At 72.1% G+C, this 22,086-nt stretch carries 24 protein-coding genes; 13 read left to right on the top strand and 11 right to left on the bottom strand.

Annotated features, from left to right (window positions below; all coding sequences use genetic code 11):
* Nucleotides 1-70: 70 nt before the first annotated feature.
* Complete coding sequence (locus ABD086_RS06355; protein ID WP_343906636.1) at nucleotides 71-655, bottom strand: hypothetical protein; 585 nt, start codon at nucleotides 653-655, stop codon at nucleotides 71-73.
* A 53-nt stretch (nucleotides 656-708) separates the two neighbouring features.
* On the opposite strand from ABD086_RS06355, the gene deoC reads away from it, so the two are divergent.
* Genes deoC through ABD086_RS06340 form a run of 3 tightly spaced genes read left to right on the top strand, consistent with a single transcriptional unit; the run spans nucleotide 709 to nucleotide 3,988 of the window.
* Nucleotides 709-1,683 carry a deoxyribose-phosphate aldolase gene (gene deoC, locus ABD086_RS06350; protein ID WP_343906635.1) on the top strand — a complete coding sequence of 325 codons (975 nt, stop codon included), beginning with the start codon at nucleotides 709-711 and terminating at the stop codon, nucleotides 1,681-1,683.
* Between the two features lie 5 nt (nucleotides 1,684-1,688).
* On the top strand, nucleotides 1,689-3,122 hold the full coding sequence (locus ABD086_RS06345; RefSeq protein WP_343906634.1) for an aldehyde dehydrogenase family protein: 1,434 nt from the start codon (nucleotides 1,689-1,691) through the stop codon (nucleotides 3,120-3,122).
* Complete coding sequence (locus tag ABD086_RS06340) at nucleotides 3,119-3,988, top strand: aldehyde dehydrogenase family protein (protein WP_343906633.1); 870 nt, start codon at nucleotides 3,119-3,121, stop codon at nucleotides 3,986-3,988. Before ABD086_RS06345 ends, ABD086_RS06340 begins: the two co-directional genes overlap by 4 nt.
* A gap of 22 nt (nucleotides 3,989-4,010) precedes the next feature.
* Here the strand turns inward: ABD086_RS06340 and ABD086_RS06335 are convergent, their stop codons facing one another.
* From ABD086_RS06335 to ABD086_RS06325, 3 genes are read right to left on the bottom strand one after another with little or no spacing between them, the layout of a single operon-like run.
* A complete protein-coding gene (locus ABD086_RS06335; protein ID WP_343906632.1) occupies nucleotides 4,011-4,841 on the bottom strand; it encodes a hypothetical protein in 831 nt (276 codons plus the stop codon).
* Nucleotide 4,842: 1 nt separating this feature from the next.
* Complete coding sequence (locus tag ABD086_RS06330; protein WP_343906631.1) at nucleotides 4,843-5,160, bottom strand: hypothetical protein; 318 nt, start codon at nucleotides 5,158-5,160, stop codon at nucleotides 4,843-4,845.
* Entirely contained in the window at nucleotides 5,153-5,635 is a 483-nt protein-coding gene (locus ABD086_RS06325) for a hypothetical protein (RefSeq protein WP_343906630.1), read from the bottom strand. Before ABD086_RS06325 ends, ABD086_RS06330 begins: the two co-directional genes overlap by 8 nt.
* A gap of 76 nt (nucleotides 5,636-5,711) precedes the next feature.
* On the opposite strand from ABD086_RS06325, the gene ABD086_RS06320 reads away from it, so the two are divergent.
* The 3 genes from ABD086_RS06320 to ABD086_RS06310 are packed head-to-tail and all read left to right on the top strand — an operon-like array spanning nucleotide 5,712 to nucleotide 7,467.
* Nucleotides 5,712-6,263, top strand: a complete 552-nt coding sequence (locus ABD086_RS06320; protein WP_343906629.1) for a hypothetical protein — start codon at nucleotides 5,712-5,714, stop codon at nucleotides 6,261-6,263.
* Nucleotides 6,264-6,295: 32 nt separating this feature from the next.
* Nucleotides 6,296-6,907, top strand: coding sequence for an ATP-binding protein (locus ABD086_RS06315; RefSeq protein WP_343906628.1), 612 nt, complete (start codon nucleotides 6,296-6,298; stop codon nucleotides 6,905-6,907).
* On the top strand, nucleotides 6,904-7,467 hold the full coding sequence (locus tag ABD086_RS06310) for a hypothetical protein (RefSeq protein ID WP_343906627.1): 564 nt from the start codon (nucleotides 6,904-6,906) through the stop codon (nucleotides 7,465-7,467). Before ABD086_RS06315 ends, ABD086_RS06310 begins: the two co-directional genes overlap by 4 nt.
* Here ABD086_RS06310 and ABD086_RS06305 read toward each other — a convergent pair.
* Together ABD086_RS06305 and ABD086_RS06300 are read right to left on the bottom strand one after the other, a co-directional pair.
* Nucleotides 7,464-7,940 (bottom strand): DUF3592 domain-containing protein, encoded by a 477-nt coding sequence (locus ABD086_RS06305; protein WP_343906626.1) that lies wholly within the window; start codon nucleotides 7,938-7,940, stop codon nucleotides 7,464-7,466. The genes ABD086_RS06310 and ABD086_RS06305 overlap by 4 nt on opposite strands.
* Nucleotides 7,937-9,031: an adenosine deaminase gene (locus ABD086_RS06300; RefSeq protein WP_343906625.1), complete on the bottom strand. Its 1,095-nt coding sequence runs from the start codon at nucleotides 9,029-9,031 to the stop codon at nucleotides 7,937-7,939. Before ABD086_RS06300 ends, ABD086_RS06305 begins: the two co-directional genes overlap by 4 nt.
* Before the next feature lie 38 nt (nucleotides 9,032-9,069).
* On the opposite strand from ABD086_RS06300, the gene ABD086_RS06295 reads away from it, so the two are divergent.
* Nucleotides 9,070-9,522, top strand: coding sequence for a MaoC family dehydratase (locus tag ABD086_RS06295; protein ID WP_343906624.1), 453 nt, complete (start codon nucleotides 9,070-9,072; stop codon nucleotides 9,520-9,522).
* Between the two features lie 148 nt (nucleotides 9,523-9,670).
* On the opposite strand, the gene ABD086_RS06290 is transcribed toward ABD086_RS06295, so the two are convergent.
* Complete coding sequence (locus ABD086_RS06290) at nucleotides 9,671-10,960, bottom strand: thymidine phosphorylase (RefSeq protein ID WP_343906623.1); 1,290 nt, start codon at nucleotides 10,958-10,960, stop codon at nucleotides 9,671-9,673.
* Nucleotides 10,961-10,985: 25 nt separating this feature from the next.
* Nucleotides 10,986-11,390 carry a cytidine deaminase gene (locus tag ABD086_RS06285; protein WP_425571560.1) on the bottom strand — a complete coding sequence of 135 codons (405 nt, stop codon included), beginning with the start codon at nucleotides 11,388-11,390 and terminating at the stop codon, nucleotides 10,986-10,988.
* Between the two features lie 123 nt (nucleotides 11,391-11,513).
* Here ABD086_RS06285 and ABD086_RS06280 point away from each other — a divergent pair, with 123 nt between their 5' ends.
* The 4 genes from ABD086_RS06280 to ABD086_RS06265 all read left to right on the top strand — a co-directional run bounded on the left by ABD086_RS06280 (nucleotide 11,514) and on the right by ABD086_RS06265 (nucleotide 16,789).
* Nucleotides 11,514-12,641 (top strand): BMP family lipoprotein, encoded by a 1,128-nt coding sequence (locus ABD086_RS06280; protein WP_343906621.1) that lies wholly within the window; start codon nucleotides 11,514-11,516, stop codon nucleotides 12,639-12,641.
* Between the two features lie 115 nt (nucleotides 12,642-12,756).
* Nucleotides 12,757-14,271, top strand: coding sequence for an ABC transporter ATP-binding protein (locus ABD086_RS06275; RefSeq protein WP_343906620.1), 1,515 nt, complete (start codon nucleotides 12,757-12,759; stop codon nucleotides 14,269-14,271).
* Nucleotides 14,268-15,500: an ABC transporter permease gene (locus tag ABD086_RS06270; RefSeq protein WP_343906619.1), complete on the top strand. Its 1,233-nt coding sequence runs from the start codon at nucleotides 14,268-14,270 to the stop codon at nucleotides 15,498-15,500. The genes ABD086_RS06275 and ABD086_RS06270 overlap by 4 nt, the downstream gene beginning before the upstream one ends.
* Entirely contained in the window at nucleotides 15,497-16,789 is a 1,293-nt protein-coding gene (locus tag ABD086_RS06265; RefSeq protein ID WP_343906618.1) for an ABC transporter permease, read from the top strand. Before ABD086_RS06270 ends, ABD086_RS06265 begins: the two co-directional genes overlap by 4 nt.
* Here the strand turns inward: ABD086_RS06265 and ABD086_RS06260 are convergent.
* The 3 genes from ABD086_RS06260 to meaB form a co-directional block, all read right to left on the bottom strand.
* Complete coding sequence (locus ABD086_RS06260) at nucleotides 16,786-17,973, bottom strand: amidohydrolase (protein WP_343906617.1); 1,188 nt, start codon at nucleotides 17,971-17,973, stop codon at nucleotides 16,786-16,788. The two genes, ABD086_RS06265 and ABD086_RS06260, sit on opposite strands and share 4 nt — an antisense overlap.
* Before the next feature lie 93 nt (nucleotides 17,974-18,066).
* Complete coding sequence (locus ABD086_RS06255; protein WP_343906616.1) at nucleotides 18,067-19,149, bottom strand: ScyD/ScyE family protein; 1,083 nt, start codon at nucleotides 19,147-19,149, stop codon at nucleotides 18,067-18,069.
* Between the two features lie 164 nt (nucleotides 19,150-19,313).
* Complete coding sequence (gene meaB, locus ABD086_RS06250; protein WP_425571555.1) at nucleotides 19,314-20,309, bottom strand: methylmalonyl Co-A mutase-associated GTPase MeaB; 996 nt, start codon at nucleotides 20,307-20,309, stop codon at nucleotides 19,314-19,316.
* A 57-nt stretch (nucleotides 20,310-20,366) separates the two neighbouring features.
* Between meaB and ABD086_RS06245 the strand changes: the two genes are divergently transcribed.
* Both ABD086_RS06245 and ABD086_RS06240 read left to right on the top strand, forming a co-directional pair.
* Nucleotides 20,367-20,723 (top strand): PadR family transcriptional regulator, encoded by a 357-nt coding sequence (locus tag ABD086_RS06245; RefSeq protein ID WP_343906614.1) that lies wholly within the window; start codon nucleotides 20,367-20,369, stop codon nucleotides 20,721-20,723.
* Nucleotides 20,720-22,048, top strand: a complete 1,329-nt coding sequence (locus ABD086_RS06240) for a permease prefix domain 1-containing protein (protein ID WP_343906613.1) — start codon at nucleotides 20,720-20,722, stop codon at nucleotides 22,046-22,048. Before ABD086_RS06245 ends, ABD086_RS06240 begins: the two co-directional genes overlap by 4 nt.
* Nucleotides 22,049-22,086: the final 38 nt, after the last annotated feature.

Below are 22,086 nucleotides of genomic sequence, written 5' to 3'. Positions count from 1 at the left end.
CAGGGATCCCGGCGCCAGATCGAGTAGCGCCCGCGACCGACGCAAGAGGTCGCGAGGGTGCGTATCGAGATCAGAACGCCAGCAGCCAGACCAGGAAGGCGGCGACGAGGACGGCGGTTCCGGCGAGCTCGGGCCAGGCATAGGTACGCCGGACCGTCGCGGCCGGGTCGGTGTTCCGGTCTCGCGCGTCCCGGGCGAGGTGGGTGATGCGCTCCTCCACGAACACCTGGTAGGTGTCGATCGCGCTCGGGGCGGCGGTGCCCGCCTTCCTCGAGGCCGCGCGCAGCCGGACCGTCTGCCGGGCGGAGTAGCCGACCACGGGCGAGAGGTAGCGCTTGTCGCCGACCGACACCGCCGTGACCTGGCCGACCGCGACCCTGTCGATGGCGGCGAGGGGGATGGTGTCGGTGTGGTACATGCCCCGCAGCACCAGCTCGCGGCCGGTCGCCCACAGGCCCGGGCGGAGCATCACGACCCAGATCAGGAGCGCACCCAGCACGGCCAGGATCGCCACGCCGAGCGGCCGGCCGGTGCTCCAGCCGGCGATCGCGAGACCCAGGATCACGGCGGTGCAGGCGAGCCCGATGTAGCCGCTGGCGCGCCCATTGGTCGCGTGGAACTTCTCCACGGCAGGGTCGGCGTGGTGGTCACTCATCGGGGTCGCTCCTGGGTTGTGGTGCTGCGCGACGTCAACCCTATGCTGGGTCGGTGACCAGCCCCTCCACCCTCCTCGCGCCGGCGTTCGACGACGTCACGCGGTCCGAGGCCTCGCTGCGGCGGTTCCTGCACGGGCTGCCCGGCGTCGACCAGGTCGGCGCCGAGGCGCGCGCCGCCGCTCTCGGGACCCGCTCGATCAAGACCAGCGCGAAGGAGTTCGCGCTCGACCTCGCGATCCGGATGGTCGACCTGACCACCCTGGAGGGCCAGGACACCCCCGGCAAGGTGCGCGCGCTCGCCGCGAAGGCGATGCGGCCCGACCCCGCCGACCCGAGCTGCCCGCAGGTGGCGGCGGTGTGCGTCTACCCCGACATGGTGGCGACCGCCCGCCGGACGCTGGGCGACAGCGGGGTGCACGTGGCGGCCGTGGCGACGGCGTTCCCCAGCGGCCGCGCCGCCCTCGACATCAAGCTGGCCGACACCCGCGACGCGGTGGAGGCCGGCGCCCACGAGATCGACATGGTCATCGACCGGGGCGCGTTCCTGGCCGGCCACTACCTGCAGGTGTTCGAGGAGATCGTCGCGGTCCGGGAGGCGTGTCGCCGAGAGGACGGGGAGAGCGCGCACCTGAAGGTGATCTTCGAGACCGGCGAGCTGCAGACCTACGACAACGTCCGCCGCGCGAGCTGGCTGGCGATGATGGCCGGCGCGCACTTCATCAAGACCTCCACCGGCAAGGTGCAGCCGGCCGCGACCCTGCCGGTCACGCTGGTCATGCTCGAGGCGGTCCGCGACTTCCGCGAGCAGACCGGGACCATGGTCGGCGTCAAGCCGGCCGGCGGGATCCGCACCGCCAAGGACGCCATCAAGTACCTCGTGATGGTCAACGAGGTGACCGGTCCCGACTGGCTCGACCCGGACTGGTTCCGCTTCGGCGCCTCCACGCTGCTCAACGACCTGCTGATGCAGCGCACCAAGATGAGGACCGGGCGCTACTCCGGTCCCGACTACTTCACGCTGGACTGATTCCCATGGGTTCCCCCTTCGAGTACGCCCCCGCGCCCGAGTCGCGCAGCATCGTCGACATCAAGCCGTCGTACGGCCTGTTCGTCAACGGCGAGTTCGTCCCCGGCCACGGGACGTCGTTCAAGACGATCAGCCCGGCCACCGAGGAGGTGCTCGCGGAGGTCGCCGAGGCCGACGAGGCCGACGTAGACGCCGCGGTGCGGGCCGCCCGCCGCGCCTACGACAAGGTGTGGTCGCGGATGCCCGGCCGCGAGCGGGCCAAGTACCTGTACCGGATCGCCCGGATCATCCAGGAGCGCAGCCGCGAGCTCGCCGTCTTGGAGTCGCTCGACAACGGCAAGCCGATCAAGGAGTCGCGCGACGTCGACGTGCCGACCGTCGCCGCGCACTTCTTCTACTACGCGGGCTGGGCCGACAAGCTGGAGTACGCCGGCCGCGGACCCGACCCGCAGCCGCTGGGCGTCGCGGGCCAGGTGATCCCCTGGAACTTCCCGCTGCTCATGCTGGCGTGGAAGATCGCCCCGGCGCTGGCCTGCGGCAACACCGTGGTGCTGAAGCCGGCCGAGACCACGCCGCTGACCGCGCTGCTGTTCGCGGAGATCTGCCAGCAGGCCGACCTCCCGCCGGGCGTCGTCAACATCGTCACCGGCGCCGGCGCCACCGGCCAGGCGCTGGTCGGGCACCCGGACGTCGACAAGGTCGCGTTCACCGGCTCCACGGCGGTCGGCAAGGCGATCGCCCGGTCCGTCGCCGGTACCCGCAAGCGGGTCACGCTCGAGCTGGGCGGCAAGGCCGCCAACATCGTGTTCGACGACGCCCCGATCGACCAGGCCGTCGAGGGCATCGTCGACGGCATCTTCTTCAACCAGGGCCACGTCTGCTGCGCCGGCTCCCGGCTGCTGGTGCAGGAGAACGTGTACGACGAGCTGCTCGAGCGGCTCAAGCGGCGGATGTCGACGCTGCGGATGGGCGACCCGCTGGACAAGAACACCGACATCGGCGCGATCAACTCCGGCGAGCAGCTCCAGCGGATCCGCGAGCTCTCCGAGGTCGGGGACGCCGAGGGCGCCGAGCGCTGGGAGGTCGCCTGCGACCTGCCCACCAAGGGCTACTGGTTCCCCCCGACGATCTTCACCGGCGTCTCGCAGGCCCACCGGATCGCGCGCGAGGAGATCTTCGGGCCGGTGCTGTCGGTGCTCACCTTCCGCACCCCGGCCGAGGCGGTCGAGAAGGCCAACAACACGCCGTACGGCCTGTCCGCCGGGGTCTGGACCGACAAGGGCTCCCGGATCCTGTCGATCGCCCACCAGCTGCGCGCCGGCGTGGTGTGGGCCAACACGTTCAACAAGTTCGACCCGACCAGCCCCTTCGGCGGCTACCAGGAGTCGGGCTACGGCCGCGAGGGCGGCCGGCACGGGCTGGAGGCCTACCTGCGATGAGTCGCGTCGACGTCCGCAAGACCTACAAGCTCTACATCGGGGGCGCGTTCCCCCGGTCCGAGTCCGGTCACTCCTACGTCGTGACCGACAGCAAGGGGAAGTTCGTGGCCAACGCTGCCCTCGCCTCGCGCAAGGACGCCCGCGACGCGGTCTCCGCGGCGCGCAAGGCGTTCGCCGGCTGGTCCGGCCGCACCGCCTACAACCGCGCGCAGATCCTGTACCGGATCGCCGAGGTCATGGAGGACCGCCGCCCGCAGTTCGTCCAGGCGCTGGGGCAGTCCGAGGGACTGTCCGCGTCGAAGGCCGGCGCGGCGCTCGACGAGGCCATCGACCGGCTGGTCTGGTACGCCGGCTGGGCGGACAAGATCACCCAGGTCGTCGGCAACGCCAACCCCGTGGCCGGGCCGTTCTTCAACCTGTCCACCCCCGAGCCGACCGGCGTGGTCGCGGTCCTCGCGCCGCAGGGGTCCTCGCTGCTCGGGCTGGTCAGCGTGGTCGCCCCGGTCATCGTCACCGGCAACACCGCGGTCGTCGTGTCGTCGTACGAGCGGCCGCTGCCGGCGGTCACGTTCGCCGAGGTGCTCGCCACCTCCGACGTGCCCGGCGGCGTGGTCAACATCCTGACCGGCGCGGCCGCGACCATCGCGCCGTGGCTGGCCGCGCACATGGACGTCAACGCCATCGACCTCACCGGGATCGCCGGCGACACCACGCTCGCCACCGACCTCGAGGTCGCCGCGGCCGACAACCTCAAGCGGGTCCGCCGGGCCCCCGACGCCGAGCCCGACTGGACCCTCGACCCGGGCCTCGAGCCGATGACCTCGTTCCTCGAGATCAAGACGGTCTGGCACCCGATGGGCGTCTGACCGACACCCGAGCGCGCCGCCGCTACGACGCGTGCGCCCACCCGCCGGGCTGGTTGACGGCGTCGCTGGAGGTCTCCGGGACCGGCGGCCACTCGTTGCCCGCGAGGCCGCCGCTGCCGGCGGCCAGGCTCACCCAGGCGACGGTGTCGGTGGTGGCCTGGCTGATCATGAAGTCGGCCAGGACCTTCACCACGTCGGCGACCTTGCGCGCGATCTTCTCGACGGCGGTGAGCAGGCTGGGCACCTCGAAGCTGATGATGTTCTCGGCGCTGGTCGCCGAGGAGAGCACCGCGATGATGTCGGCGTAGAAGGTGGCGAACTGGTAGACCAGGTCGGCCCAGACCTGGAGGATCTTCGCGGCCGCGGCGCTGGTCAGCTTCCCGCCCTCGTCGAGCGCGTCGCCGAGCAGCTCCAGCGCGGCGTTCTGCTTGGTGGCGACGGGCTCGTACGCCTCGAAGGCCGCGCCGCCCCAGGAGCCCGCGATCGCGGCCGACGCCTCGTCGTACGCCCGCTGCTTGAACAGGTCGGCCTTGGCGGAGGAGAACGTCTCGGCGTACAGCTGGAGGTCCATCGGGCTGCCGGCGAGGTCGTTGACGAGCTTGGTGATCTCGTCGTAGATCTTCCGGTAGCCGTCGTTGAGGGCCGGCGCGATCTCGTTGTTCCACTTGTCGAGGGCCTTCTCGGCGGCGCTCTCGCCGGGCCAGATCCCGTTGAGGAACCCGCCGATGCCGCTCAGCGCGTCGTCGATGATGTCCGTGCAGTGGTTCCAGGCGTTCGACCAGTCCTTGTTGAACTCGTCCCACTCCTGCCAGAACTGCTCCCAGAGCTCGGCGAAGGTCGTCGGGTCGGCCATGTCAGATCATCCTGTCGAGGGACTCCACCGACTCGGCGACCGTGGCGTCGGTGCCGTCGTAGGTGTCGGCGATGGCGGTGAGCGCGGCGCTGAGCCAGGCGAAGTTCTTCGAGCCCGTCTCCGCGGCATCGGCCATCGCCTGGATCCAGATGTCGTAGTTGTCGGACACCCCGCTCGAGCCGGCGAGGACGCCGAACTTGCTGCCCTGGCCGACGGCCGGCAGCAGGTTCTGGTGCACCGTCGCGGTGTCGGTCGAGCACTCCGTCCAGATCTTGGCCGCGTTGCGGAGCTTGTCGGTGTCGGCCCTCAGGTCACCCATGGTCCCTCTTCCCGTACGCGTCGGCGAATGCCTGGTGGACGGCGGCGACCACGGCCGTCCGCGGGGCCTGCCGCAGCCAGCCGGGGTCGATGTCGACGAGCCGGCCGCGGCTGCCGGCCGGTTCGAGCCGGACCCGCAGGCACTCGTTGTCCGAGGTCCCGACCGGGCTCAGCTCGCCCGTGCCACCGCCGCCCGCGTCGATCAGGTCCCAGTGCGGCCCGCCGGAGGGGTCCGGCGCGGGCGGGCGTCCCAGCACGACCGGCCCCGCCGGACGCGCGCCGGCCAGCGACTCGGGCGCCCGCGGCGCGTGGGCGACGAGAGCGGCGGCGTACGCGGTGTCGAAGGCGTCGGCGAGCATCGCCGCGTCCCGGAGACCGTCGTCCAGCCCGGCGAGCGTCACGTCCGCGAACCTGCCGCGAGCGTCGACCTCGACCGAGACGGGATCGCCGTTCTGCTCGACCTGGTCGTAGTACACCTCGGCCCTATGCCCCTGCCCGCCCGCGGGCCAAACCTCGGGTTTCGCTCCCCACCCGGCCGGGGACGCTCCGACCATGTCGACCCTGCTCGGGCGCGGTCTCGCCCTGCTGTCCGCCGCGGTCCTGACCGCCGCACTCGCGGCCGGGTGCGGCGACGAGGAGTCGTCGGCGACGGCGCCACCCACCGGGCCGGAGACGAGCGGCGCACCACCGACGGGGACCGCCGACCCCGAGACCGGCGCCTGCGGGTCCGTGATCCCCGCCGCCGTGCTGACGTCGCTCGGCTGGGACGCCGCCGAGCCGGTCGAGGACCGGGGTGGGTGCCTCGCCACCAGCGCGCAGGGCACGATCCTGGTGGTCCAGGTCGGCGAGGCGTACGACGCCGCCTGCGACCGGCTGCGCGGCGCCGCCCCCGGCTCGACGTACCGGCCCTCGGTGGACAACCCGGCCGGCTACGACGCCTGCGGGTTCGTCCGCGACGACGACCTGGGCCAGTCCGAGTTGGTGGTGACCGACGACCGCGACCGGGTGGTGAGCATCGGCGTCGCGGCACTCGAGCCCACCGACCCGGAGCAGGTGCGCGCGGCGCTGCTCGAGGTCACCGGCAGCGTGGCCGACCTGCCCTGACACCCCGGCGGCGGACCGGGCAGAATGGGTCGGTGCGCGCACGGCTGATCGTCCTCGCCGGACCGTCCGGGTCCGGCAAGTCGCGACTCGCCGAACGGATCGGCCTCCCGGTCCTGCGCCTCGACGACTTCTACAAGAGCGCCGGCGACCCCACCCTTCCTCTCATCACCGAGGGCGCGAACGCCGGCATCGTCGACTGGGACGACCCGGCGTCCTGGCTGCTCGACGATGCGATGGCCGCGCTCGACGAGCTGTGCCGCACCGGCCGCGCCGAGGTGCCCGTCTACGACATCGCCCACGACGGGCGGTGCGGGTGGCAGACCCTCGACCTGGAGGGGCAGGAGCTGTTCGTGGCCGAGGGGATCTTCGCGCAGGAGATCGTGCCGCACGCCCGGGCCGCCGGGCTGCTGGCCGCGGCGTACTGCGTGCGCCAGCATCCGATGGTGACGTTCTGGCGCCGGCTCACCCGCGACCTGCGGGAGCGCCGCAAGCCACCGGCGGTCCTGCTCCGGCGCGGCGTCGCCCTGATGCGCGACCAGCAGCGCGTGGTCGCGCACGCGGTGGCACTCGGCTGCCGGGCGGTGCACCCCGACGAGGCGTACGCCGCCGTCCACGGCCTGCTCGGGAGGGAGCCGCACCGGTGACCGAGGACTGGCCCGAGCGGGTGTTCCGCGAGCGCCTGGTCCAACCGGACCGGGTGTCCTGCGGGGCCACCTGCCTGGTGGTCGCGCGGATGATCGAGGACCACGCGTACGGCGAGTACATCGGCGCGGCGCCGTCGGTCGCCGACCGGTTCCGCGAGGAGGTCCTCGCGATGCACCGGCGGGTCACCGGCCCGGTCGACGGCGGCCGCCTGCAGGTGCCCTGGCCGCGCGCGCTCGGCACGCCGCCCTGGGCGGTCGCGCGTCAGCTCGGCGACCGCGACGTGCGCTGGATCCGCACGTCACCCGCCTCCGGGTACGACGCCGTGCTCGCGGCGACCCGGCGGCGCAGGCCGGTGCCGGTCTACATCGGCAGCACCTGGCTGCCTCGCCACGTGGTGCTCGCGCTCGGCGAGGAGGGCGACCGGCTGCGCTTCTTCGAGCCCGCCTCCGGCCACCTCCGGGACGTCGGACGCGAGGAGTTCGCCCGGGCGCGCCTCGGCCTCGCCGGCTGGGACCACGCCTGGTGGGCGATCCTGCCCGAGCCGGTGACGCCCAGCTAGCTCGTCCAGACGACGAGGACCAGCACCAGCCAGGCGGCGGCGATCCCGAGCGCGACCAGCCCGAGCAGGGACGCGAGCACGAACCAGGTGCGGCCGGCGCCCTCGGCGCGGCCCTCGGTCGCCGCGACGTCGACGCGCTCGGGGTGCTCGGGGTCGTAGGCGACCTCGATCTCCTCACCGACCCGCGGGGGCGGCGTCGGCAGGTCGGTGAGCGTCAGCGCGTCCACGGGCTCCCCGGCGCCGGCCGGCACGAAGCTGACCCGGGCGAAGTACCGCGTGTCCGGCTCGGTGCCGAAGCTGAGGTCCTTGGCCTCCAGCGCGGTCACGGTCGCCCGGGTGGTCACCGCCCGCTCGCGGAACCCCGCGGCGGTCCGCCGGACCGACCGCCCCTTGAGCACCAGCCCGAGCGCCACCAGCAGCACCACGGCCGCCGAGACGAGCAGCAGGACGGTCGGGGCGAGGTGGATGCTCACGTCCCGGCCTCGGTCACGAGCGCGGCGTACCCGGGCTTGATCACGTCGTCGATGATCGCCAGCCGCTCGTCGAACGGCAGGAACGACGACTTCATCGCGTTGATGGTGAACCAGCGCAGGTCGTGGAGGTCGTACCCGAACGCCTCCGCCAGCGCCGCCATCTCGTGGCTCATCGACGTGCGGCTCATCAGCCGGTTGTCGGTGTTGACCGTCACCCGGAAGCGCATCCGGGTCAGCAGCCCGATGGGGTGCTCGGCGATCGAGGTCGCGGCCCCGGTCTGCAGGTTCGACGACGGGCACATCTCGAGCGGGATGCGCTTGTCCCGGACGTAGGCCGCCAGCAGCCCGAGCTCGACGCTCCCGTCGTCGCGGACGGTGATGTCGTCGATGATCCGGACGCCGTGGCCGAGCCGGTCGGCGCCGCACCACTGGATCGCCTGCCAGATCGACGGCAGGCCGAACCCCTCCCCCGCGTGGATCGTGAAGTGCGCGTTCTCGCGCTGCAGGTACTCGAACGCGTCGAGGTGGCGGGTCGGCGGGTAGCCCGCCTCCGCACCGGCGATGTCGAAGCCGGCGACGCCGCGGTCGCGCCAGGCGACGGAGAGCTGGGCGATCTCCATCGAGCGGGCCCGGTGCCGCATCGCGGTGAGCAGCTGGCGGACCACGATCCGCCCGCGGGCGGCCGCGACGCCCTGGTCGAAGCCCTCCTGCACGGCGGCGACGACCTCGTCGAGGGTCAGCCCCTCGTTGACGTGCTGCTCCGGCGCGTACCGGATCTCGGCGTACACCACCCCGTCGGCGGCGAGGTCCTCGACGGCCTCGCGGGCCACCCGGGTGAGCGCCGGGACGGTCTGCATCACCGCCACCGTGTGGTCGAAGGTCTCGAGGTAGCGCTCCAGCGAGCCGGAGTCGCTCGCCTCGCCGAACCAGCGGCCCAGCGACTCGGCCGTCATCGCCCCGTCGACGCTCGGCAGCACGTGGCCGACCTCGGCGGCGAGGTCGATGATCGTCTGAGGACGCAGCCCGCCGTCGAGGTGGTCGTGCAGCAGGACCTTCGGCGCCCTGCGGATCTGGTCGAGGGTCGGGGTCATGGCAGGGATCCTGTCAGAACCGGCTAGGTTCCAGGGTCATGCGCGTGTTCAACTCCCTCGACGAGGTCGCCGCCGCGAGCGGCGAGGAGCTCGGTACGTCCGACTGGCTGACCATCGACCAGGAGCGGGTGAACCGGTTCGCCGACGCCACCGGCGACCACCAGTGGATCCACGTGGACGTGGAGAAGGCGGCATCCGGCCCGTTCGGCGGCACCATCGCGCACGGCTACCTGACGCTGTCGCTGGTCCCCTACCTCGGCAGCCAGGTGTTCGCGTTCGACACCCCCGGCGCGAAGCTCAACTACGGCGCCAACAAGGTGCGCTTCCCGAACCCGGTCAAGGTCGGCCAGCGGATCCGCTCCACGGTCACCCTGGGCGACGTCACCGACCTCCCGTCGGGCAAGCAGGTCATCCTGCGCCACACCATCGAGATCGACGGCGAGGCCAAGCCCGCCTGCGTCGCCGAGACCGTCGTGCTGCTGCTGGTCTGACGCCGAGTCGGCGCCAATGCAGACGCCAGGACCGCCGAGTCGGCGCCAATGCAGACGCCGGACCTGCAGTAGCGCCGACTCGGCGCCTTCCCGACCTGCAGTAGCGCCGACTCGGCGCCTTCCGGACCTGCAGTAGCGCCGACTCGCGCTAGCCGACGCGGTCGATGACCAGGGGGGCGGGGGTGAACGGCGTGTCCGCGGGGGCGATGTCGTAGCCGCCCTCGAGCGACTCCAGGGCGCGGTCGAAGCGGGCCGGCTCGTCGGTGAGCAGCGTGAAGAGCGGGGCGCCCTCGGTGACGGCGTCGCCCGGCCGGGCGTGCCACACCACGCCGGCGCCGGCCTGCACCGGGTCCTCCTTGCGCGCGCGGCCCGCGCCGAGCCGCCACGCGGCCATGCCGACCGCCATCGCGTCCAGCCGGGTCAGCACGCCGGCCGACGGCGCGGTGACCACGTGCGACTCGCGCGCCTGCGGCAGCGGGGCGTCCGGGTCGCCGTCCTGGGCGCGGATCATCGCCTTCCACGCGTCCATCGCCCGTCCGGACGCCAGCACGTCGGCGAGGTCGACGTCGGACCGGCCGGCGCCCGCGAGCATCTCGCGGGCCAGCGCGAGCGTCAGCTCGACCACGTCGGCGGGACCGCCTCCGGCGAGCACGTCGACCGACTCCTGGACCTCGATCGCGTTGCCGGCGGTGCGGCCGAGCGGCGTGGACATGTCGGTGAGCAGCGCGACCGTGCGCACGCCGGCGTCCTGCCCCAGCGCGACCATCGTCTCGGCGAGCTCACGAGCGGCGTCGATCGACTTCATGAACGCACCGGTGCCGACCTTCACGTCGAGCACCAGCGCGCCGGTGCCCTCGGCGATCTTCTTGGACATGATCGACGAGGCGATCAGCGGGATCGCCTCGACCGTGCCGGTCACGTCGCGCAGCGCGTACAGCTTCTTGTCCGCCGGCGCCAACCCGTCGCCGGCCGCGCAGACGACGGCGCCGACCGACTCCAGCTGCGCCATCATCTCCTCGTTCGACAGCAGCGCCCGCCAGCCCGGGATCGACTCGAGCTTGTCCAGCGTGCCGCCGGTGTGGCCCAGGCCCCGGCCGGACAGCTGCGGTACGGCGACGCCGCACGCAGCCACCAGCGGGGCCAGCGGCAGGGTGATCTTGTCCCCCACGCCGCCCGTCGAGTGCTTGTCCGCGGTCGGCCGCGAGAGCGTGGAGAAGTCCATCCGCACCCCCGACGCGATCATCGCGTTCGTCCAGCGGGAGATCTCGCGCCGGTTCATCCCGTTGAGCAGGATCGCCATCGCGAGCGCCGACATCTGCTCGTCGGCCACTGCACCGCGCGTGTAGGCGTCGATCACCCAGTCGATCTGGCTGTCGGAGAGCTCGTGCTGGTCGCGCTTGGCGGAGATCACCTCGACGGCGTCGTGCTGCATCGGCATGCCCGCACCCTAAGGCCCGGCGCGGTCAGGCGAGGTCCTCGGGGCCGAACGCGTCCGGCAGCACCTCGGCCATGGTCCGCACGCCGGAGACCGTCCACAGCAGGAGGTCCGGACCGCCGTTCTCGAAGAGCAGCTGCCGGCAGCGCCCGCAGGGCATGATCACGTCGCCGTCGCCGTTCACGCACACGAAGTGGGTCAGCCGGCCGCCTCCGCCCAGGTGCAGGTCGCCGACCAGGCCGCACTCGGCGCAGAGCGTGACCCCGTACGCCGCGTTCTCGACGTTGCAGCCCGCGACCACGCGCCCGTCGCTGACCCGCGCGGCGGCACCGACGCGATACCCGGAGTACGGCGCGTAGGCGTGCGTCGCCGCGTCGTCCGCGGCGGCTCGGAGCGCGGTCCAGTCCGCGTCCCGCTCGGGGTCGGTAGCCACCACGGCGACACCCTAACCGTTACACAATCTTTCCCGCGTAACGGTCTGCCGGCCGCACGTCATTCGGTACGGTGACCGACTGTCGCGCCGTACCCGACGGGCGAAGATTTCTGGAGGCACATAGTGAACAAGTTGAGGAAGGCCGCAGGCGGCAGCGTCGCAGCCCTGCTGGCCACCGCCCTGTTGGCCGGGTGTGGCAGCGCGCCGGACGAGTCCGGCGGCGGCAGCGACGGCGGCAGCACCCCCGCGGCCTCGGACTTCCTGCCGTGCATCGTCTCGGACGCGGGTGGCTTCGACGACAAGTCGTTCAACCAGCTGTCCTACGAGGGCGTGCAGCAGGCCGCCGACGAGCTCGGCACCGACTTCAAGGCCGTCGAGTCGAACAGCGAGAACGACTACGCGCCGAACATCGACAGCCTCGTCTCCGAGGGTTGCGACGCCATCGTCACGGTCGGCTTCGCGCTCGCCGCGGCGACCAAGGAGGCCGCGGCCGCGAACCCGGACATCAAGTTCGTCCTCATCGACGACGCCGCCGACGGTGGCGACGACGGGCAGACCTTCGACGGCAAGGCCGACGAGCCGAACATCAAGCCGCTGCTGTACGACACCGCGCAGGCCGCGTTCCTCGCGGGCTACGCGTCGGCCGACTACAGCAAGACCGGCGTCGTCGGCACCTACGGCGGCATGCCCTTCCCGACCGTCACGATCTTCATGGACGGCTTCAAGCAGGGCGTCGACTACTACAACCAGGAGAACGGCAAGAGCGTCAAGGTCGTCGGCTGGGACGGCAAGAACGGCCTGTTCACCGGTGGCTTCGAGGCCAACGAGAAGGCGACCAACACCGCCAAGCAGATCATCGACCAGGACGCCGACGTGATCCTGCCGGTGGGCGGCCCGATCTACCAGGGCGCCCTCACCGCGATCGCCGACTCCGGCAAGGACATCGCGATGCTCGGCGTGGACGCCGACGTGTTCGAGACCGACCCGAACACCCAGGACGTCATCCTGACCTCGGTCCTGAAGAACATGAAGATCTCGACCTACGAGGCGATCATGTCCGCCGCGAAGGACGGCGACAACTTCGACTTCACCCCGTACGTCGGCACCCTCGAGAACGACGGCGTCGGGATCGCCCCGTTCCACAACTTCGAGAGCAAGGTCAACCCGGACCTGCAGGGCAAGCTCGACGAGATCAAGGCCGGCATCATCGACGGCTCGATCCCGGTGAACTCCTACCTGAACCCGGCCTGATCCCGGATCTGACGACGCAGTACCGCTGAATCCCACCGAGAGGGGGAAGGTCGGCTCCAGCCGGCCTTCCCCCTTTCGTTCTCGGGCCGCCTACGCACCCCTAGGATGCCGTCCCATGAAGCTCGTCCTCCGCGACATCACCAAGCGGTTCGGATCGCTGGTCGCCAACGACGCCATCTCCCTCACCGTCGAGCCGGGTGAGATCCACGCCCTCCTCGGCGAGAACGGCGCGGGCAAGTCCACGCTGATGAACGTGCTCTACGGCCTCTACCAGGCCGACGAGGGCGAGATCGAGCTCGACGGCGTCGTCCAGCACTTCTCCGGGCCCGGCGACGCGATCGCCGCCGGCATCGGGATGGTCCACCAGCACTTCATGCTGATCCCCGTCTTCACCGTCGCCGAGAACGTGATGCTCGGCAACGAGACCACCGGCTTCGCCGGTGCCCTCGACCTCGAGGCCGCCCGCCGCCGGGTGCGGGAGATCTCCGAGCAGTTCGGGTTCGACGTGAACCCCGACGCGCTCGTCGAGGACCTCCCCGTCGGCGTCCAGCAGCGGGTCGAGATCATCAAGGCGCTCTCGCGCGACGCGCAGGTGCTCGTCCTCGACGAGCCCACGGCCGTGCTCACGCCGCAGGAGACCGACGAGCTCATGCAGATCATGCGCGGGCTCAAGGAGTCCGGCAAGGCGATCGTCTTCATCACGCACAAGCTGCGCGAGGTCCGCGAGGTGGCGGACAAGATCACCGTCATCCGCCTCGGCAAGGTCGTCGGCGAGGCCGAGCCGACCGCGACGAACGCGGAGCTCGCCTCGCTCATGGTCGGCCGCCCCGTCGAGCTGACCGTGCACAAGGAGCCCAAGGAGCCCGGCGCGGAGACCCTGGCCGTCGAGGGGCTGCGCGTCATCGACGCGGCCGGGCGGGTCCACGTCGACGACGTGAGCTTCACGATCCGCGCCGGCGAGATCCTCGCCGTCGCCGGTGTGCAGGGCAACGGTCAGACCGAGCTCACCGAGGCGCTGCTCGGGCTCCAGGAGCACGTCGAGGGCTCGATCCGTCTCAACGGCGAGGAGCTCGTCGGCCGCTCGGTCCGGCACATCCTGGACTCCGGCGTCGGGTTCATCCCCGAGGACCGCCAGGCCGAGGGACTGGTCGGCGAGTTCACGATCGCCGAGAACCTGATGCTCAACCGCAGCCACGGCAAGCCGTTCGTCCGCCACGGCACCCTCCAGCTCAGCCGCCTGGAGGAGTTCGCCGAGGAGAAGCTCGAGGAGTACGACATCCGCGCGCCCGGCGCCACGGCGCTGGCCGACCAGCTCTCCGGCGGCAACCAGCAGAAGGTCGTCGTCGCCCGCGAGCTGTCGCGCGACGTGAACCTCCTGGTCGCCGCGCAGCCCACCCGCGGCGTCGACGTCGGCTCGATCGAGTTCATCCACAAGCAGATCGTCGCGGGACGCGACGCCGGGATGGCGGTGCTGGTGGTGTCGACCGAGCTGGACGAGGTGGTCTCGTTGGCGGACCGCATCATGGTGGTCTACCGGGGCCGCGTGGTCGGTATCGTCCCGGCAGGCACCCCGCGCGACGTGCTCGGGTTGATGATGACCGGTGAGCGTCCGGAAGGGGCGAACGCGTGAGCAGCGCTGTCGGGACCGAGCAGCACCCACCCACCGAACCGGAGAAGGGGCAGCAGGCCCCGGAGCAGGACCGCTGGCGGGCCGCCCTCCGGGAGATCCTGGCCGGGAGCGTGCTGACCGGCGTCCTCGCCGTGCTCCTCGCGATCCTGGTCGGCTCGGTGCTGATCGCCGCGACCGACGAGCACGTGCGCGAGACCGCCGGCTACATCGGCGCCCGCCCCGGCGACTTCTTCCAGGCCACCTGGGACGCGATCTGGGGCGCGTACACCGCGCTGTTCCGCGGTTCGGTCTACAACACCAACGCCACGTCGTTCGACCAGGGCATCCGGCCGCTCACGGACACGGCGAAGTTCGCCGCGCCGCTGATCCTGGCCGGCCTCGGCGTCGGCGTCGGTTTCCGGGCCGGCCTGTTCAACATCGGCGGTCGCGGGCAGATGCTGCTCGGGGGCGCCGCCGCGGGCTGGGTCGCCTACCAGTTCGACCTGCCGGCCGTCTTCCACCTGACGCTGGCGCTGGTCGCCGCGATGGTCGCCGGCGCGCTGTGGGCCGGCCTCGCCGGCCTCCTCAAGGCGCGCACCGGCGCCCACGAGGTCATCGTCACGATCATGCTCAACTACGTGGCGTACTACCTGGTCTTCTTCGCCCTGTCGCAGCAGAGCCTCCTGCAGGCGCCCGACTCGTTCAACCCGAAGTCGCTGCCCGCCAAGGAGTCCGCTCAGCTGCCGAAGCTGCTCGGCGACCAGTACAGCCTGCACCTCGGCTTCATCCTCGCGCTGGTCGCCGTGGCCTTCGCGTGGTGGCTGCTCGAGCGCTCGTCGCTGGGCTTCCGGATCCGCGCCGTGGGCATCAACCCCGAGGCCGCACGCGCGTCCGGCATCAACGTCAGCCGCATCTACGTGACGGTGATGCTGATCGCCGGCGCGCTCGTCGGCCTCGCGGGCGCCAACCAGGTGCTCGGCACCGTCACCAGCGGCGTCACCGTCGACCTCGACGCCGGGATCGGCTTCGACGCGATCACCGTCGCCCTGCTCGGCCGGTCGCGGCCGCTGGGCATCCTCGCCGCCGGCATCCTGTTCGGTGCGTTCAAGGCCGGTGGCTTCACGATGCAGGCCTCCCAGGACATCCCCGTCGACATCGTGCTCGTGGTGCAGTCCCTGATCGTGCTGTTCCTCGCCGCGCCGCCGTTGGTCCGGACCATCTTCCGGCTGCCCGCCAAGGAGGCGAAGTGACCACCCCCACCGGCGAGACCAGCGTCCCGCTGCACGAGACGCCGATCGCGGGCGTCACGACCGTCGTCGACCGCAAGGCCCCGGTCCTCCTCGGCGTGCTGACGCTCGGCCTGCTGCTGATCGTCGCGATCTGGCCGGACTCCGGCCACACGACGTTCCGCCTCGCGGCGCCCTCGGACTTCGCCCAGCTGCCCACGGTCACGGTGCCGTCCACGCTCACCGCGTGGCTCATGGTCGTCGTCTGCGCGCTGTGCGCCGCCTGGTCGATCCTCCTCTACCGGCGCCGGCGCCGCACGCCGATCTGGCTGGTGATCCTGTACGCCGTCGCGTGGATGATCGGCTTCCTGACCTGGGCCGCCACGGGCGGCACCATCCCCGTGGTCGGCCTCCTGTCCGGGTCGCTGGCCCTCGCGGTGCCGCTGGTCTTCGGCGCCTTGGGCGGCGTGCTCGGCGAGCGTTCGGGTGTCGTGAACATCGCCATCGACGGCCAGCTCCTCGCGGGCGCGTTCGCGGCCGCGATGATCGGCTCCGCGCTGGACTCGACGTGGGCCGGGCTGATCGGCGCGATGGCGGCCGGCACCCTGGTGGCCCTGATCCTCGGGCTCTTCGCGATCACCTACTTCGTCGACCAGATCATCGTGGGCGTCGTGCTCAACGTGCTGGTCATCGGCCTCACCAGCTTCATGTTCACCCAGGTGCTCGCCCCGAACGCCGCCTCGCTGAACTCGCCGCCGCGGTTCGAGAGGATCGCCATCCCGGTCCTCGGTGACATCCCGCTGATCGGTCCGGTCTTCTTCCGCCAGACGGCCGTCGTCTACCTGCTCTACATCGCCGTTGCCCTCATCACCTGGGCCCTGTACCGGACCCGGTGGGGCCTGCGCGTGCGCGCCGTCGGCGAGCACCCGACGGCCGCCGACACGGTCGGCATCAAGGTCAACCGGACCCGCTACCGCACGATCCTGATCGCGGGCGCGGTGGCCGGCATGGGCGGCGCCTTCTACACCCTGGTCTCGGTCCCCCAGTTCAACCGGGAGATGACCGGTGGCGCCGGCTACATCGCGCTCGCCGCGGTGATCTTCGGCAAGTGGGACCCGATCCGGGCGACGCTGGCCGCGCTGCTGTTCGGGTTCGCCACGAACCTGCAGGGCGTGCTGTCGGTCATCGGCTCCCCGGTGCCCAGCCAGTTCATGCTGATGCTGCCGTACGTCGTGACGATCTTCGCGGTCGCCGGCCTGGTCGGCCGCTCGCGGCCGCCGGCCGCGGACGGCATCCCCTACCGCAAGGGTTAGCCGGTCAGCGCCGCCACGGCGGCGTGGGCCAGCACCTTCGCGCCGACGGCGACCGCGCGCTCGTCGACGCGCAGGTTGCCCTGGTGCAGGTCGTACGTGCGGCCGCCGGGCGTCCGGGTGCCCAGGCGGCCCATGGCACCCGCGACCCGGTCCAGGTACCAGCCGAAGTCCTCGCCGCCCAGGCTCTGCTGCGTGGGCACGTGGCCGCTGAGACCGACGACCTGCTCGACCGCGCGGCCGAGCAGCACGATCGACTCCACGTCGTTGACCACCGGCGGGACGCCGCGCTGGTAGTCGACCTGCGCGGTGACGCCGTACGGCGCGACGATCTGCTCGACCAGCACCGGGACCAGTTTCTCGGCCTCGGACCAGGCGACGGCGTCGAGCATCCGCACGGTGCCGCCGATCCGGCCGGTCGCGGGGATCACGTTGTGCGCGGAGCCGGCCCGGACGATGCCCCACACCACGCTCACGCCGGCGCGCGGGTCCAGGCGCCGGGACAGGATCGCGGGCAGCTCCGTGACGACCTTCCCGAGCGCGTAGGTGAGGTCCTCGGTGAGGTGCGGCCGGGACGTGTGCCCGCCCGAGCCGGTCAGCGTCACCTCGAGGTGGTCGGCGGCGCCGGTGATCGGGCCTTCGCGCAGGCCCACCTTCCCGACGTCCAGGCTCGGGTCGCAGTGCAGCCCGAAGATCCGGTCGATGCCGGCGAGCGCACCGTGCTCGATCAGCGCCAGCGCTCCCCCGGGCATCACCTCCTCCGCGGGCTGGAAGAGCAACCGCACCCGGCCGGGCAGCTGCCCGAGCTCGTGCACCCGCGCGATCGCCACCGCGGCGCCGACCAGTGCCGAGGTGTGGACATCGTGGCCGCACGCGTGGGTGACACCCTCGACGGTGCTGGACCAGGGGTCGTCGGTGAGGTCCGGGACCGGCAGTGCGTCCAGGTCGGCGCGGAGCGCCACCGTCGGTCCGTCGTCGCCGATCTCGGCGATCAGGCCGGTGCGCGGGAGCGGGCTGACCCGCCAGCCCGTCCGGGCCAGCCAGGACTCTGCGAGCGCGGTGGTGCGGATCTCCCGCCACGACAGCTCCGGGTGCGCGTGCAGGTCGCGGCGCAGCCCGATGAGCTCGGCCGCGTGCTCGTCCACGGTGGCGTCGATCACCGCTGCGACATCCGGGAGTTCTGGCATCGGGGTCGAGCCTAGTTCACCCGCGGTTCGCCCGGAGACGACAGTGCGGGCCCCGGACGGTCACCCGGGGCCCGCACCACGTTCGACCGGCGGTCAGCCGCCGGCCGGGAACAGCAGGACCTGGCCGTGCGGATCGGCCGGGTCGCCCTCCAGGTCGGCCGACGTCACGTAGACGCCGCCGGTGCCGTACTCGACGTCGGCCGCGTACGGGACCTCGGCGAGCGGGGATGCGTCCCCACCGAGCGGCTGCTGCATGACCACGCCCGGGAACAGCAGCGAGATGTACGCCGTGCCGGTCGGCGAGATCGCGATGCCGGTGGGCGTGTACAGCCCGCCCTTCATGAGCGTGACCGTGCCGGTGGCCAGGGCCACCTGGTATACCGAGCCGACCGGCGCGACCTCGCCGAGCCGCCCGCCGAGCGTGGTGACGTAGAGGTTGCCGTCGGGGCCCACCTCGATGTCGGTCGGCACCGGCTCGCCCTTGAAGGTCTTGCCCTGGGTGCACTTCGGCAGGCCCCATCCCTTGCGCAGCTTCTTGGTGACCGTGGCCTTCACCGGGGGGAGCAGCGCGAGGGTGCTGATCTCGCCGCCCGGGCCGACCGCGAGGATGTCGTTGCCGGCGGCGTCGGCGACGTACGTGGTGTCACCGACGGTCGTCGTGGCGTAGGGGTGGGAGTCCTTGATGCCGCCGTAGGCGACCATGCCCTCGCGGTTGTCCTTCGGGATCGACCGCTTGCAGGCCTTCGACAGCCCGCGGATGCCGTAGGTGCGCGTGCCGTCCGGGTTGTGGGTCTTCTCGTACAGGCCGGTGTCGGCGATCTCGGCCTGGTCCCAGCCGTCGCCGTTCGGGGTGTAGGTGTAGACGGCGGCGTCGGTCGGGCCACCGGTCGCCGTGAACGTGACGACATCACCCGAGACCGACACGCCGCCGATCTCGCGGTGCGCCTCGTCGGCGTAGATGACCTCGGGGTCCCCGCCGGGTGCCACCTCGGTCAGGAGACCGGCGAAGTTCTGGGTGACGTACACGGTGCCGTCGGTGGCGACCGCCACCTTCAGCGGCGAGACGAGCCCGTCGGCCACGAGCGTGCCGTCAGCGGCGTTCGCCGCGGGGGCGAGCGCAGTGGCCAGCAGCGAGAGTGCTGCCACGGCCACCGGGATCAAGGGGGTACGACGCATGTGCTTCCTCCGAATTGTCTCGATGAGGGCGCCAGTGTTGGCGGCCCGGTGTCCCGAGAGCACGGGGCATGCGTCCCTGATACGCGGGAAGCTCGGACGGGGCTCCCCAAACGGCGGAATGGGCCCCGCTGGTCCAGACGGGTCGGGCCGGGGGTCCGACCCGGTCAGCCGGCGTCGTACGCCGCGAGGATGCGGTCGGCGGCGACGGTCGCGGGGAGCTCACCGGCGAGGACGGCCTCGCGCAACTCGGACCGGATGGCCTTGACCGCGGGCGAGTGGCGCAGCCGCTGGTCGAGCTCGTCGCGGACCAGCGCCCAGGTGAACTCCAGCTGCTGCTCGGCCCGCTTGCGGGCCAGCCCGTCGGCGCCGAGGTTGGCGCGGTGCTCGAGCACCCGGTCCCACACGTCGTCGACGCCGGTCTCCTCCAGCGCCGAGCAGGTGACCACGGGGGGCGCCCACTCCGACCGGCCGCGGACCAGCCGGAGCGCGCCCGCCAGGTCGCGGGCCGCCACCCGGGCCTCCTGCTCGCGGTCGCCGTCGGCCTTGTTCACGGCGATCACGTCGGCGATCTCCAGGATGCCCTTCTTGATGCCCTGCAGCTGGTCGCCGGTGCGGGCCAGGGTCAGGAACAAGAAGGTGTCGACCATGCCGGCCACGGTCACCTCGGACTGGCCGACCCCGACGGTCTCGACGAGCACGACGTCGTACGACGCGGCCTCGAGGACCGCCATCGCCTGGACGGTCGCGCGGGCGACGCCCCCGAGCGTGCCGGCGCTCGGCGAGGGCCGCACGAACGCATGAGGGTCGGTGGCGAGCCGGGCCATCCGGGTCTTGTCGCCGAGCACCGAGCCGCCGGTCCGCACGCTGCTCGGGTCCACCGCGAGCACGCCGACCCGGTGGCCGGCCGCCGTCAGGCGGGTGCCGAGCGCCTCGATGAACGTCGACTTGCCGACGCCGGGCACCCCACTGATCCCGACCCGCACGGCGTCGCGCTGCTCGAGGTGGGTGAGCAGCTCGCGGGCCTGGTCGCGGTGCCGGGCGCTGGTCGACTCCACGAGGGTGATGGCCTGCGAGACGGCGGCGCGCCGGCCCGCCCTGATCCCCTCGAGGAGAGCGCCCACGTCCGCCACGGCGGCGAGTCTAGGGCGTCGAGCCGCCATCCCTAGAACTGCTAGGGGTACGCTTACCTTGTACATCTAGGTATCGGGAGGGTTCGGATGCGGATCGACAAGGACCTGGTGGCGGCCTCGGCCACCCCGCTCGTGCTGGGGATCCTGCTGGAGGGCGAGTCGTACGGCTACGCCATCCTCAAGCGGGTCGACGAGCTCTCCGACGGCCGCCTGTCGTGGACCGACGGCATGCTCTATCCGCTGCTGCACCGGCTGGAGCGGGTCGGCCACGTGTCGTCCTCGTGGCACACCGCCGAGACGGGCCGCCGGCGCAAGCTCTACGCGATCACCGCGCACGGCCGGCGCGCGCTGGCCGACCGGCAGAGCCAGTGGGCCGTCGTCAGCGAGGCGCTCGACCGCATCTGGAACCCGATGACGCCCCACCCGGCGGGCGGTGCGGCATGAGCGAGCTCGACCTGGAGATCGCCCGCTGGAGCACCCACCTGCGCCGCAACCCGGCCCTCGCCGACGCCGACGTCGAGGAGATGGAGGCCCACCTGCGCGACCGGGTCGCGGACCTCGTGGACCGCGGCCTCGACGAGGACGAGGCGTTCCTCATCGCGGTCAAGCGGATGGGCAACGTCGACGCGATCGCCCAGGAGTTCGCGCGCGAGCACGCGGAGCGGCTCTGGAAGCAGCTGGTGCCGCCGCCCGCCGCCCCGCCCGGAGTGCCGGGCGCCGAGCTGGCGGTCGTCCTGGCGCTCGCGGCGGGCGCCGCACTGGTCTCCCGGGCGGTTGCCGAGGCGTTCGCCCCCGAGCGGGCCGCGCTGTGCGCGAGCCTGCTCGTCGGGCCCTTCCTCGGTGCGTACTTCGCCTGGAAGCGCGCGCTGTCGACGGACGTCACGGCCGTGCTGGTCGCCGTGCTCGTCGTCACCGGCACCGTGGTGAACAGCTACCCCTTCGACGCGGACGACGCCACGCTCGTCCTGGTGATCCTGCACCTGCCGGTCGTCGTCTGGTTCGTCGTCGGGGTCGCGTACGCCGGCGGGGACTGGAGGTCGCACCAGCAGCGCATGCACCTCGTCCGGTTCACCGGGGAGTGGGTCGTCTACTACACGCTGCTCGCCCTCGGCGGCGGGGTGCTGGTCGGGCTCACCATGGCCGCCTTCGCGGCCATCGACGTGGACGCCTCCCGGGTCCTGGTCGAGTGGGTGCTGCCGCTGGGGGCGGCGGGCGCCGTCCTCGTCGCCGCGTGGCTGGTCGAGGCGAAGCAGGCGGTCATCGAGAACATCGCGCCGGTGCTCACCCGGGTGTTCACGCCGCTCACGATCCTGATGCTCGCCGCGGTGCTGGTGGCGTTCGCGGCGCGACCCGGCCTGGTCGCCGCCGACCGCGACCTGCTGATCCTGATGGCGGCCATCCTGGTGCTGGTCCTCGGGCTGCTCCTGTACTCCGTGTCCGCCCGCGACCCGCTCGAGCCGCCCCGGCTGGCCGACACCCTCCAGCTGGTCCTCGTCGCGCTGGCGATCGCGGTCGACGCGGTCGTGCTGGTCGCGATGGTCGCGCGGATCGCCGAGTTCGGCCCGTCGCCCAACAAGGTCGCGGCCCTCGGGCTCAACCTGGTCATCCTCGTGAACCTGGCCCGCTCGGCCTGGCTCACCCTCGGGTTCCTCCGCCGGACCCGCCCGTTCGCCGACCTGGAGCGCTGGCAGACGACGTACCTGCCGGCGTACCCGGCCTGGGCCGCCGTGGTCGCCCTGGTGCTCCCGCCGGTGTTCGCCTTCTCCTAGGCGCGGGTTTCGGCGGTCAGCAGCCAGAACCCGCACGA

Source organism: Nocardioides aquiterrae, assembly GCF_039526625.1.
Lineage (GTDB): Bacteria > Actinomycetota > Actinomycetes > Propionibacteriales > Nocardioidaceae > Nocardioides > Nocardioides aquiterrae.
Note: the sequence above shows the minus strand (reverse complement) of the source record. Positions and strands in the feature narration are given on the sequence as shown.